A 13,592-nucleotide genomic window follows, 5' to 3' on the forward strand; every position below is an offset into this window, starting at 1 on the left:
TCCTTGATCACGAAAGGGAAGGGGCGGGCGATCTGGCCCGCCCCTCTGAATTCGTATGATCGACCTTATGCCGGCAAATCGCGTTCCTGGGCTTCCAACGAACCTTTGCGCGGTGTGCCGTCTGCCTCTGCAGGCAGTTCGATGTCCGCGCAGGTGCCAGCGTCAACCAGGGTCCATGCGTTGCCCTGATAGTCAACGGTCGAGGTGCCCGCGCAGGTGGTGCCGGGGCCTGCGGCGCAGTCGTTCTGACCGGCCAGCGATACGCCATAGCATTTTTCTTTTGCCTGTGCGGTTGCAGTGGTTGCTGCGCCCGATACGGCGGCTGCGACTGCGGTTGCAATAACCAGGGACTTAGCTGTGTTCGACATCACGGTAATCCTCTTGATGACTGGGTATGTCTGCTTGTGACACTGACAAAGGTAGTGGCTTGATGGCCAGAGTTGAATTCACGAGCCCGTGTCTCACAAGCACGTCAGGGGGCGGCATGCCCTCTTGCAGCGTAATACATTGTTTTTGATGAAAAAAGGATGAAATGTTTCAATCTGGCCCCAAATCGGGGGCCAGATTTCCAGCGATATGCGACCGAATGTTACAGCAGATCCGGTGGAGTGGATGCCTGCGACAGCTCATTTGTTACAACGTCAAGCGGTTGAACATGTGTCTGTTTTTCACCCAGACGGCGGATGCTGACAGTGCGGTCTTCGACTTCGCGGTGACCAACGGCCAGAATCACTGGCACTTTGCCAACCGAATGCTCGCGGACCTTGTAGTTGATCTTTTCATTGCGAGTGTCGGCCTCGGCACGCACACCTGAAGCGCGCAGGGTTTCGACAACCTCGGCAACATAGGCGTCGGCCTCGGACGTGATCGAGGCGACCACGACCTGACGCGGGGCGAGCCAGAAGGGCAGCTTGCCCGCGTGTTCTTCGATCAGGATACCGATAAAGCGTTCGAAAGATCCCAGTGTCGCGCGATGCAGCATAACGGGGCGGTGTTTACTGCCATCAGCGCCGACATAGGTGGCGTCCAGACGCTCTGGCAGAACGAAATCCACTTGGTGCGTGCCGCATTGCCAGTCACGACCAATTGCGTCGGTCAGGACAAACTCCAACTTGGGACCATAAAAGGCACCTTCACCGGGGTTGAGCTCTGGCTCGATCCCCGCAGCACGTGTTGCACTGAGCAAAGCGGCTTCAGCTTTGTCCCAAACCTCGTCAGAGCCCGATCGTTTTTCAGGACGATCCGAGAATTTGACCGAGAAGTTTTCGAATCCGAGGTCCTTGTAGATCTCGGACAGGAAGCGAATGAACTCGGCAGTCTCGGACTCGATCTGATCTTCGGTGCAGAAGATGTGACCATCATCCTGCGTGAAGCCGCGCACGCGCATGATACCGTGCAAGGCGCCTGACGGCTCATAACGGTTGCACGATCCGAATTCCGCCATCCGAAGAGGCAGATCGCGATAGGATTTCAGACCTTGGTTGAAGATCTGCACGTGGCACGGGCAGTTCATCGGCTTCAGGGCATTGATCGCCTTTTCGCGGGCATGTTCTTCGTCCACTTCGACGATGAACATGTTTTCCTGATACTTGTCCCAGTGGCCCGAAGCCTCCCACAGTTTGCGGTCCACAACCTGCGGTGTGTTGACCTCGACATAGCCTCCCTTGCGTTGCTGACGGCGCATGTAGTCCTGCAATTGCGTGTAGATGGTCCAACCGTTGGGGTGCCAAAAGATCTGACCGGGTGCCTCTTCCTGCATGTGGAACAGGTTCATCTCGCGGCCCAGCTTGCGGTGGTCGCGTTTGGCGGCCTCTTCCAGCATATGCAGGTGAGCTTTCAGCTTTTCCTTGCCTGTGAAGGCCACTCCATAGATGCGTTGCAGCATCGCGCGGTCACTGTCGCCGCGCCAATAGGCACCAGCAATGGACATCAGCTTGAACGCGTCGCCCGGCACCTGACCGGTGTGTTGCAGGTGCGGACCACGGCAAAGATCCTGCCAGTGGCCGTGCCAATACATGCGGAGCGGCTCGTCACCCGGAATGGCTTCGATCAGCTCGACCTTATAGGGCTCGTTATTGGCCTCGTAAAACTCGATCGCGCGCTCACGGTCCCAGACCTCGGTGGTGACGGGATCGCGCTTGTTGATGATTTCCTTCATCTTTTTCTCGATCAGGCCGAGGTCTTCGGGCGTGAACGGTTCCGCGCGGTCAAAGTCATAGTACCAGCCGTTTTCGATCACGGGGCCGATCGTAACCTTGGTGGCGGGCCAGATTTCCTGAACGGCACGCGCCATGATGTGCGCCAGATCGTGACGGATCAGCTCATTGGCCTGCTCTTCGTCCTTCATGGTGTGGATGGCGATCTGCGCGTCGGCTTCGATGGGCCACTGCAGATCCCAGTGCAGGCCGTTTACCGTGGCCGAGATGGCCTTTTTGGCCAGCGAGGTTGAGATATCGGCAGCCACCTGCGCGGGCGTGACGCCTGCGTCATAGATACGTGCATTGCCATCGGGAAAGGTGAGAGAGACGGATTGAGAATCCAGGGCCATATCGGCTCTCCTCGTCGGTTTGGCGCCCACTGAACGCCCGGTTGCGGGTATCGCCATTTAAGATTTTGAAAACAGTAATTTTTTAGGACGTTTCGGTGTCACTCGTCACTGTTTTGTAGCTTTTGGCGACAATAAAGCCACGAGGCGTCTCATATAGCGATTGTCAGGGCGGTGCAATCACTGTCCTGCACCGTATGGCCCGCCCTCCTGCATATTGCCGAACACTGCCCATACCTCGTGGCAGGCGTTTGCCAGCGGTATGTCATCCTCGGGAATGCTGTCCTTGAAATTGGGGTAGGACATGTGATTGCCCAAGTTCATCAGCACGGTCACGAGGTGGCTGCGCGGTATGAAGACCCTATAGCGATAGTCGCCGCCCGGCGTTTCGATTACCTCGCCGTCCATGCCGTAGTCGCGCAGCAACTCGGCATCCTGCGCGCGGCGGAACCGCAGGCAGACGCGCGACCCCATGTGCGGCCCGCTGGTTTTGCCGTCCTCATCCTTTGTAACAGCCGAGAAAAAGCCCGAACCCTCGGACGTCGAGAATGCTACCCACATGTGCAGGTCCTCCTAATTTTTTGGAAAAGGGCGCCTTCTCTATCAAATACAATACAGGGTCGTCAAATCGAGGGGGCTTACGTGCGCGGGCGCATGACCTGTAGGCACAAACCCAATCCTCCTCACCTGGCAGCCCCTACGTGATTGTTGGAGACTACTCGTTGTCATCCAGTTTTGACTCGATCACCTTCTGTTGAGCCAATCTTTCTGGAAGGCGGTCGCTGATATCTTTGAGCCGCTGTGTTGGATTGACGCTCATGCCGACAGTTCCGCTGTGGGTATGTGTGACGCTTACACCATCAGCGCGTCCAAATACTCGGTCCTGAGCTAAGGCCAGCAAGGCGATTTGTTCTTTGCCCGAAAGTTTTCCCGATACAAATTCACCATTCTCGTCTATGCGATTGAAGAGTTCGTCCATCGACAAAAGATCGTTCATACGTTTCACAGCGACCTCGCCGTTCGATTGGATCAACTTTCTTGTCGCTGGGTCCAGCTTGGGTCGCCCACCCGGATTACCAGAATGACCGGGCTTGAAGAGAGGTGTTGGCACAGTAGAACTCCTCTGTTCTCAGAAGGTAAAGGCACCAGGTGATAAGTATGTTTTTTATATATCGTAATTCGGCATGAGTTGCGAATATTTGTGCCTTTTCCGGCATGGCTGGGCGGTAGTTTTGTTCGAACGACAGCCACAGCGGACTATTATCGCCAGCGATTGCTATCGTGCCGAGCGATCACTAAATGCAGAAAGTTCGACTGTCTGCTGCCGAAGGACCGCTTAGCGGGGCTTAGCCGTCATCTGAGAAAAACAGTCAGATGACCGAGTCGAGCCCAAAGCGGTTTTTCGGTTTTGGACAGGACGCCCCGCTTACAGAAGCCACCTTATCTGAGGCTCGTTTCAACGATTCCTATTCAATGGTTTAGCATTACCGCCGGCCACAAATCCTAGCCGCTCAAACGTGGCGTATTTCGCTCCTAAGTTTGGTTTGGGAAATCGCCTTGCAAAACTTTTCCGCGAATAAACACTGTAGGTGGAACTGGGAAATTGGGAGACACGTTTCGCTCTCCACGTGTTACCCGTCAGTCATAGAGCCGGAATTCATTTCCTTTTAACGCAGGTCACCCAATCCCTGTTATGCACTTGGCCCGAAGATAGACCAGCCTGTTGCACGAACTAACTCCTGAAATGCGATGGATGCCAAATGGGAATTGCCCTTTGGGTCGAGCCCGGGGCTCCAGGCGACTACAGATGCGATACCAGGTACAATGCACAAGATTCCGCCACCAACACCGCTTTTCGCTGGAAGGCCAACACGGAAGGCGAACTCTCCCGAGGCATCGTAAGAACCACACATCATCATAAGTGCGGTTACTCTTCTGGCTCGCTGTGCGGACAATACTGTGGCGCCGGTGGCCGGATTTTGACCCGCCGCGGCAAGAAATCGACCTGCTAATGCTAACTGTTCACAAGTCATGGCGATGCTACACTGGCGAAAGTACATAGACAGAACATCTTCTACGGGTGCCTTTAGGTTGCCTTCCGCCTGCATGAAATGCGCAAGAGCGCGGTTTCTGGACCCAGTTCGCATTTCAGACTCTGCAACTGACGCATCGACCTCGATCGAGTTGTCCTGCGAAAGCTTTCGGCACAATGCCAAAAGGTCGTTGACTGCTTCATCAGAAGAACGGTCTTCGAGTAGAACATCGGCCACTATGATCGCACCGGGGTTGATAAACGGGTTCCTTGGGATTCCGCGTTCGTGTTCAAGCTGAACGATTGAATTGAATGGATCACCGGAAGGCTCCCGGCCGACTCTTTGCCACAAAGTGGCACCAACCTGTTGCAGCGCCAATGTGAGGGAGAACACTTTTGAGATGCTCTGAATTGAGAATAGCGTACCCGCGTCCCCAGCGGAAATTAGCGGGCCGTTGATTGGTGCAATGGCAATTCCGAATTGGTTCAGATCAACTGTGGCGAGTTCCGGAATATATTGCGCCACTTTCCCCCTCTCGGACATGCCGGCAATGCGATCTGCGATATCGTCCAAGACCTCCTGAAGCCTTTCGTTCTTAGTGATTTCGAGCATCGGCATGGATTTCCTCCGTCCAGACAGTGTGATCTACACCCTTACCCAGCTCGGGAAATTTGCTTGCGACAAAGCGAGGTTCAAGGTTCTGTCGGCGTTGCGAGAAATAATCCACCGTTAGTTTGTAGACGGTGCCAGACAGCAGTACTATTGCCACCAAATTGATGGTCGCCATTATTCCCATGGCCGCATCCGCGAAATTGAACACTGTGGCAACAGCTTGCACCGCGCCCCAGACAACCATTGCAAGGCAGCCAAATCGCAAGATGTAAATCGGCACTCTCCCTTCCAATTTTAGGAACGTCATCGCGTTTTCGGCATATGAGTAATTCCCAAGGATGGATGTGAAACCAAAAAAGACGATAGCAATTGCGATAAAGTGGCGGCGAATTTCTCCAAGATGGACCGCAGCCGCGTCTTGAGTAAGTCGCATTCCGGTGGGCCCATCAATTTCGATTGCGCCCGACAGAAGAATTAGAAGTGCAGTGGCGGTTGCGACCAATATCGTATCCACAAAACATCCAAATGCCTGGACGAAACCTTGACTGGAAGGGTGGTGGGGATCAGGTGTGGCAACCGCTGCAATGTTCGGTGCTGAGCCCATGCCCGCTTCGTTTGAGAAAATCCCTCGTTTGATACCGTTAAGTGCAGCAGCCATGACGCCTCCTGCCACGCCTCCGGCAGCTTCCTGGAGGCCAAATGCCCCTGCAACAATCGACCACAACATAGTTGGCACTTCGGAAATGTTCAGGACTACGACAACGCAGGCAAGCAAGAGGTAAAGACCCGCCATGAGCGGCACGACAATCTCCGCAAACTTTGCGATGGTTCCTATTCCACCGAAAATTACCACCGCTGCGGCTGCAGCTAGCGCTATGCCAACGACCAATTTGTTCAACCCGAACGCGCCCTCGAAAGCTTCAGCGATCGAGTTGGATTGGACCGCGACAAAAACCAAACCAAAGCTGACAATCAGGCAAATCGAAAAAATGACTCCAGCCCAAGGAGCATTCAAGGCGTTGGCCATGTAGAACGCTGGGCCTCCTCTGAACCTTCCGTTGGAAGATGTGACTTTATAGAGTTGGGCCAAAGTGCTTTCAGAATATGCAGTGGCCATTCCAACCAATGCCACGATCCACATCCAAAAGATGGCACCTGGACCTCCTAAGGTCAGAGCTACGGCTACGCCAGCCAGGTTTCCGGTCCCAACCCGGGAGGCCAAGCTTACCGACAGCGCTTGAAAAGGAGTAATACCTCTTTTGTCCGTGCTCTTAGCAGAAGTGAGTACACGCACCATTTCCCCAAAATGAAGAAACTGAAGTGCGCCAAGACGAATTGTAAAAAAGATACCGGTTCCAAGAAGTCCGTAAATTAGTACGTAGTTCCAAAGAACCGTGTTTATGCCATTAACCAATGCTTCCATAGCACGCCTCTTGATAATTCAAGCACTTCCCGGAAGACAAAAACAGTCTGCCTTTTTTTCATCATGCACAAAGATGCGAAAATTGTCAGGAATAAGCTGCGCGGTATCACTAAAAGGTTGACGTGGATAGCACTGAAATTGAGGCACAGGCATATAATTACGTATCCATTTGGTAATTCGCTCAGCAGTAGTTCACGCCAAGTGCTGCGAACGACAGCGTCGAACCCAAAGAGGCAAATGCTGCGCTTTATGCGACTGTCACATTTGATTGGATTCTTCGGAAAGCGGCAAAGCGTTCGTTCAATCCCAGTGCAGCCGACGGTTGCTACTAGCACAAAGCAGAAATGCTTGAAGGGCAGCGTGCTCTTAAGTTGCCCCGCGCTGTTTCAACTAGTTGCAGATAGGCAATTCTAGTGGCCGTTGTTTAGGCAAGGAAGCTCTCCAACTATTTATGATCGGTTGGAGGCTACTTTTGGGCCAGAACTTTGGTGCGCCTATTGCTTGCAAGCAAGCTGCGTTCCAATAAACTCCTGCTCGCGATAGTGATTTCCCCTTTTTCACAGCCTTAGCGACAGCATTGATATCCTTGGATTCCGGGTAGATATACAGGGTCGTCGGATTTTCTTCCACAAGCGCCAATATCTCTTTTGAGGCAGACTGTGACCAGGTTGTGCAACCATTGCTACGACCACCAGTGTAGTTCACAAGTTTTCCGTAGGGGACATAGCCGTCGTTGTCTGCATGAGTGCTTCGAGGATTTTTGAACCTACATTGCCACTTTAGGAAAACAGCGGGATGGCCTCCAATGGCGCGCTCCCGAGCATTGCTCGTTTCTCCTTCCCCATCAAACAAAAGAAAGGTGCGGTAGAACGGCTGCGTTTTGCCGGAATGACTGTAATAACCTTTGAAGGACGTGCGGGTTTCAGCCGTCACATAGGCACCTCCGGCGGTAAGTTTAGATCCTTCTGCATTGCTGAAGTTCTTCGCGCATTGCCGACCATTCGAAAAATTGGCGCTCTTTAGTTTTCGGCCATTTCCATAGCCGGACGAAACCGCTCGGAAGGAATTTTGTGACTCGCAGATGACGTAAAACCGCTTCGCGGGATTGCCGTTTCTTGCAGTGCTGGGGCGGGTTGCATCCTTGGCAAGGTAGCAGGGGTTCCTTACTTCGCCTCGTCGTACTTTCTCTATGTAAAGCGCTCGCGCCCTGTTCAAAACGATCGGCGCGATTTGGCCGTCGCCCGTACCCACGTGTTTTTGTAACCACACTGGGACATCTTGCGATATCGCTTCAACGCGGTCTGGGAGGGCGCCCGCCGAGATGGCAATTGTAGTGGCAGTGAGTGCGAGACGGAGTGAATTCGGTAGCAACTGGATATCTCCTGCTAGAATGTCCTCCGGGCCAGTCTAACACAGTTCTTGCACTTGACGACGCCAGCCAAGTGTACCAACAAAGCTTCGTGTTGCCACAAATCCCACACTACGTTTTTTGGGGGAGCGAACATTTTGGGCAATTGGGCTGCGATGTTGCGTAGAATTCTGGACATTCAGAGTTTAGCTTCCAAATAAATGCTATGACCACACGTCGAAAGTTCATGTTGTTAACCGCAACCGCAATGGCTGCTCCATACATAGCGCGGGGACAAACGGTAGCGCTGAATAATGTGATAAGCGGTCTGCAGCAGTTGCATTCACTTCAAATTCAACGCGGAGATGACGTCATTTTCGCTAAGACTCAACAGGGTGCAGGCCTAGACAGGCCAGCTAACATAAAGTCCTGTTCGAAAAGCATTGTGGCTCTGTTGCTTGGGACGGCGGTCGGTCGGCAGGAAATCCCATCTGTAGACGCCACCCTGCGGGAGGTCGCACCGCAGCTCTTGCCTTCTAATGCTACACCCGGCTCCGAAAGTATAACCATGGAGGATCTGGTGACGCTGCGAGCCGGTCTCGAAAGAACCTCTGGCAGTAACTTCGGGGAATGGATCAGCTCTCCTAACTGGGTCGCGGATGTATTGACACGGCCGATGGTTGCTGAGCCAGGACAACAGATGCTCTATTCCGCTGGATCAACTCATGTTCTTGGTGCAGCGTTGACCGAGGCTGCCGGCCAAAGTCTTTTGACGCTCACGCGTGAGAGGCTGGGAGTACCTCTTGGTATTGAGATACCTGCTTGGACGAGAGATCCACAGGGTTACTACCTAGGAGGCAATGAGATGGCAATTACTCCAAAGTCGATGTTGAAGATCGCGGTGTTGCTTCGGGACCGCGGGGCCTTTGCTGATAGGCAAATTATTCCTGAAAGCTGGGTCTTGGAATCGACCAAGCCATATGGCCGCTCGGCTTTCTCTGGGTTAGACTATGGGTATGGTTAGTTTCTGACCCCTTCGGGTTATGCTTTGGCGCGTGGGTACGGAGGGCAAATTTTAGCTGCTCATACTGACCGAAACCTAGCCGTAGCAATCACATCTGATCCTACTCGTCCTGCTCGTTCCGGAGGATACTTTGGAGAATTGGTAAGATTATTGGACGGTCCAATCTTGAACGCCACCTAATTAGAACTTTCTATGGAAGTCGCCGAGTGCGCTACAAGGGTCAATATTCGCAACGGGCGCGTAGATCATTAATATCGTCGAGTTTCCTTGATTGAGCCCCATCTAGTTGAGGAAATCGACGCGGAATTTAATGGCCACGTCGACAACACGGTCATACCCAGTTTGGATAGAGCTCGCCGGATTTCCTCCTCCAAGTTCGGCGAGCAATTGAAAAGACCTTTCCAGAAACAACTATAACCGAATGGCTCTCGCAGCCAATATTAACCAAGGCTGTACGATCACAGTTAAAAGTCAGCTTAGTCCGCTGAGCAGACATTTTTCGCGATTGAGCGAATGACGGCTCCGAGCCCATACTACCGAATGCTGCGCCTGATCTCTGCGGCAGCAATGCGCAGATAGCGGACTTTGCAAAGTTTAATGGGCGGCTCCTAGTAGGATGCAACAACGTCGCTTGCTAACGCATTGGTGCTGCACACACACCTTCGGCGCCTCGTAGCGTATTGAAGTGCCCGAAAGGGTTGCAGCTCAATAGTGTTAGCCGAAACCCAAGAACATTACATAAGATGGGGAGACCACTAATGGTGGCAAATGAACACTACCCTTTGTTGGGAATACATCCGGCGCGGCAACAAGAAATCTAATAAGGTCAATCAGGAATGCCTGCTTTTCGCAGCAGGTCAGTAATGCGTTTCAGGATTTCGGCGTCGCGATAAGGTTCGTGCTGACGAAACATTGCGAGAGTGAATCTCGGATGGGTCTGGCGCATGGCTGCAACGGTTTCGGCAGCAAGTTCGGATTGGCCAGCCATGCCCTGAGCCGTGGCCAACAAAGTATAGCCGTAAACCGTCGCGGGCACCCGCAACCGATATTCCTCGGCCAATACTATCGCTTGTTCGTATTCATCCATCAGGGTCAGACATTGAGCATAACAATATAACGCGTCATTGTTGAGCACGAGCGACGAATTGATAAGTTCCGCAAAAAGCTCCGTCGCCTTTTTTACGCTTCCGCCGTAGATATGAACAATTGCATATCCCCACAAATAGCTTCGGCCCGCATTGCGCCCTTGATCGGCCCGCTTTTCAGCTGCCTCATGCTCACCCTCCATCATCAAAAGCACCGCATCCAGGTGAAGGGCGTCAGGGCGGTTCGGCCATCGTGAGATCAGCGCATCAACCAGAACCCTGCATTCGCGCAAAGCGTCAACCTGGTTGGTGTCAATTGACGAGCGCGCATCCATCCAAAGTGCCCAGGCGTCGGCGACCATCGCATCAAAATAATCAGGGTCAATGTCCAGCGCCCCGCGATACATGCGACGGGCTGTCTGAAAAGACTCAGGCCTGTATTTGATATGTTCCAGCAGGCCTTGATGAAAATACTCCCAAGCCTGAACACTTCGCGTCTGCCGAACGGCCAAGTGCGCAACTTCGCCATCAGTAAGCGCGACCTGGGTTTCCGCGATAATTTCACCGACCAGATCGTCCTGAATTTCGAAGATGTCGTACACACGCCGGTCATAGCGCCTCGACAGAACAATGGCTCCGTTGCTATTGTTCAACAGTTGAACCGTCACCCGAACCTTGTCACCCGCCCGCCGTACTGTGCCCTTGATCAGGAACTCGGGCTCAAATTCCGTATCCGCGTTCTCAGCGCGGATGAAATCTCCGCCAAACGTATAACGTGATGGCACTGCCAAAACTGTCAGCGTCCGTACCATCGACAAGCGCGCGATTAGATCTTCGCTAAGTCCCTCGGCAAAAAACGTCTGCTCCTGATTGTCGTTCAAGTTAGTGAATGGCAGGACAGCAATCGCCCGACGTCCCGCCAGATCAGGCAAGGCAAGGGCTGGAAGATGTGGCGTAGCGCGGCCCGAGTTGAGTCGATAGCCGCGTCTTTGCATCCCAAAAACGGATCAAATACCTGTTTGTACCGGTGTCCTATCACGACATCATAGCCGGTTTTTGATGCCAACTTTTCACAAGGCAATGGAGGCCCGAACGGGCTTCCGCCGAATAAGTTCATGGAATGCATGAAGAGAATGCGTTGGTCTCTGGGGCGGATCCGAAAATGCCGAAATTTTCCCGCGTTCGCGCCTATACTGTCTGGCGCCGTACTGAATATGAAGGTCAGTAATTGCGAGTGTCAAATCTTCGTGACCCCGTTACGCGGCGCACCTACTCATGCAAGCCTTTTCATCGCGCATTCACAGATTAGTGGCTCATTTCGAATGCGAAACGAACTTCAAGTCCCCAAAAGTTCTGATTATCGTCTACAATGCTCGTCAGTCACGTGAGGAGATTATGAAATTCTATACATCAGGTAGCGACACTCTGCCAACACACTTCGAAGAATCCGCTTTGGAAGAAGGGTGCAAAAAAGACGCTGCCAGCCGACGTGAGTTTCTTGCCATTGCGACAACATTCGGTGCCACAACATCAACCGCCTATGGGATGCTGGGCATGTGTGCTCCAGCGCAGGCATCCGAAGTGCCCAAGATCGGAGGAACGCTCCGGATCGGGATGATTGTGAGCGCAGGAAAGGACCCACGTTCCTATGATGGCAGCCCGCTGGCCAACATCAGTCGTGGCTGGTTGGAATACCTTGTGCGCTACACACATGCGTTCACATTCGAACCGATGCTTTTGAAAAGCTGGGAAATCAGCGAAGACGCAAAAACTTACATTCTGAATGTGCGTCCAGGCGTGACCTGGCACAACGGTGATGCGCTGATTGCCGATCACATCGCCTACAACATTGCCCGCTGGTGCGAACAGGATGCTGAAGGCAACTCGATGGCAGGCCGGTTTGGCACACTTATTGACCCCGATACCGGTGTCGCTGCTGTTGGGGTCATCGAGGTTGTCGACGTTATGACGGTTCGCCTGAACCTGCCCAAACCGGATATCACATTGATCGCCGGTATGGCCGATTATCCGGCGGCAATCGTACATCCCAGCGAAGGAAGCGTGGATCCGTTCCGTTCCCCGATGGGCACAGGCCCCTACACCCTTGAAAGCCACGAGGTTGGAGTGAAGGCGGTACTGGTTCGAAGAGAGGGGCACAGATGGTGGAACGAAGGCAACGGGGCTTACTTGGATCGGATCGAATACATCGATGTGGGAACGGATCCGGCGATCCTCTTATCAAGCTATGAATCCGAAGAAATCGACGCGAATTTTGAATCCAGTGGTGATTTCGTCGCCTTGCTGACCGGGCTGGACCTGGAGCAGAACGAAGCGGTAACGGCGGCAACCATTGTCATCCGGCCCAATCAACTCGCTGAGTTGGAGGGAAAGAGACCTTATTCTGACCCACTCGTGCGGCGCGCTCTATCTATGGCAGTAGATAACACAGTCATGTTGGAGCTCGGTGTCAATGGGCTGGGTATCCCCGCTCAGAACCATCATGTCTGCCCGATCCATCCTGAATATGCCGAAGTGGACCGGTTGCCCTATGACCCGGCAGGAGCAATGGCGCTTCTGAAAGAGTGTGGAATGGAAGACTTTGAGCATGAGTTGATCTCGATTGACGACGACTGGCGCAAGAACACAGCCGATGCCATGGCGGCGCAATTGCGAGACGCGGGTATCAAAGTCAAGCGCACCGTCATTCCGGGCGCGTCTTTCTGGAATGATTGGGCAAAGTTCCCATTCAGTTCGACTAACTGGAACATGCGCCCGCTTGGCGTTCAAATCTTCGCGCTTGCATATCGGTCTGGAGAAGCCTGGAACGAAACGGGCTTCAACAATGCCGAGTTCGACCGCCTTTTGGCGATTGCCCTGGCAACTCCGAACGCGGACACACGCCGGGGGATCATGACCGAATTGGAGGAAATCATGCTGGAGGAAGGGGTCGTGACTCAGCCGTATTGGCGTTCACTTTACAATCACAATCGGTTGTATGTGAAGGACATGGGCATGCATCCGACTTTTGAAATTCACATAGACAAAATCTGGCTGGACACCTGACACTAATTGCCAGCTGACCGCCCTCCCGCGGAGGGGGCAACAGGTGTGATTTAAAAATGAACATTTGCAAAGTTGTCTACACAAACCATAATTTTGTGTTCTCCGGCGCAGCGGTCGGTAGGATTGGATTTGGGCGCTTCGACATACTGCGAGAGTCCTGCTCGGGGATTTGCGTTGTGTTGTCGTATCGCGTGCACGTCCGGGGCGCACGCCGAAATCATAATCTACGCTGCATCCGCATTAGGCCAGTATTTCCGCAAAGGTGGAATTGCAAAGCCCCGATTTGAAAGTCTTCTTCGGGCTGCCTGCGGTAATCCCTCCTTACTGGGCGGATGTCCGCAAAGTCCGCAAAGCAGTCACACGAGCAAGTAGCGGCGAACGACCGCTTTGGGCTGATATTGTTGAAAAACAACGTGTTGCTGGCGCAGAGAGAGGCGTACCGAACTGAGCGCGAGTGCC

Annotated in this window: 10 protein-coding genes; 2 read left to right on the forward strand and 8 right to left on the reverse strand. The window is 53.3% G+C overall.

Annotated features, from left to right (window positions below; all coding sequences use genetic code 11):
• Nucleotides 1-65: 65 nt before the first annotated feature.
• The 7 genes from AC2FJZ_RS21330 to AC2FJZ_RS21360 form a co-directional block, all read right to left on the reverse strand.
• A complete protein-coding gene (locus AC2FJZ_RS21330) occupies nucleotides 66-368 on the reverse strand; it encodes a BufA1 family periplasmic bufferin-type metallophore (RefSeq protein WP_050602032.1) in 303 nt (100 codons plus the stop codon).
• A 221-nt stretch (nucleotides 369-589) separates the two neighbouring features.
• Entirely contained in the window at nucleotides 590-2,548 is a 1,959-nt protein-coding gene (thrS, locus tag AC2FJZ_RS21335) for a threonine--tRNA ligase (RefSeq protein ID WP_496780172.1), read from the reverse strand.
• 177 nt (nucleotides 2,549-2,725) lie between these two features.
• Entirely contained in the window at nucleotides 2,726-3,106 is a 381-nt protein-coding gene (locus AC2FJZ_RS21340) for a hypothetical protein (protein ID WP_496780174.1), read from the reverse strand.
• A 154-nt stretch (nucleotides 3,107-3,260) separates the two neighbouring features.
• Entirely contained in the window at nucleotides 3,261-3,551 is a 291-nt protein-coding gene (locus AC2FJZ_RS21345; RefSeq protein WP_496780175.1) for a hypothetical protein, read from the reverse strand.
• A gap of 685 nt (nucleotides 3,552-4,236) precedes the next feature.
• A complete protein-coding gene (locus AC2FJZ_RS21350; protein ID WP_496780177.1) occupies nucleotides 4,237-5,196 on the reverse strand; it encodes a glutaminase in 960 nt (319 codons plus the stop codon).
• Entirely contained in the window at nucleotides 5,174-6,613 is a 1,440-nt protein-coding gene (locus AC2FJZ_RS21355; RefSeq protein WP_496780178.1) for an alanine/glycine:cation symporter family protein, read from the reverse strand. The genes AC2FJZ_RS21350 and AC2FJZ_RS21355 overlap by 23 nt, the downstream gene beginning before the upstream one ends.
• A 390-nt stretch (nucleotides 6,614-7,003) precedes the next feature.
• Nucleotides 7,004-7,546 carry a hypothetical protein gene (locus tag AC2FJZ_RS21360; protein ID WP_496780180.1) on the reverse strand — a complete coding sequence of 181 codons (543 nt, stop codon included), beginning with the start codon at nucleotides 7,544-7,546 and terminating at the stop codon, nucleotides 7,004-7,006.
• Between the two features lie 641 nt (nucleotides 7,547-8,187).
• Between AC2FJZ_RS21360 and AC2FJZ_RS21365 the strand changes: the two genes are divergently transcribed.
• Nucleotides 8,188-8,985: a serine hydrolase domain-containing protein gene (locus AC2FJZ_RS21365; protein WP_496780182.1), complete on the forward strand. Its 798-nt coding sequence runs from the start codon at nucleotides 8,188-8,190 to the stop codon at nucleotides 8,983-8,985.
• A gap of 826 nt (nucleotides 8,986-9,811) precedes the next feature.
• Here the strand turns inward: AC2FJZ_RS21365 and AC2FJZ_RS21370 are convergent.
• Complete coding sequence (locus AC2FJZ_RS21370; RefSeq protein ID WP_496780184.1) at nucleotides 9,812-11,065, reverse strand: hypothetical protein; 1,254 nt, start codon at nucleotides 11,063-11,065, stop codon at nucleotides 9,812-9,814.
• Between the two features lie 400 nt (nucleotides 11,066-11,465).
• Here AC2FJZ_RS21370 and AC2FJZ_RS21375 point away from each other — a divergent pair, with 400 nt between their 5' ends.
• Entirely contained in the window at nucleotides 11,466-13,133 is a 1,668-nt protein-coding gene (locus AC2FJZ_RS21375; protein WP_496780185.1) for an ABC transporter substrate-binding protein, read from the forward strand.
• Nucleotides 13,134-13,592 lie beyond the last annotated feature (459 nt).

The organism is Ruegeria sp. CDSA079 (assembly GCF_059612245.1).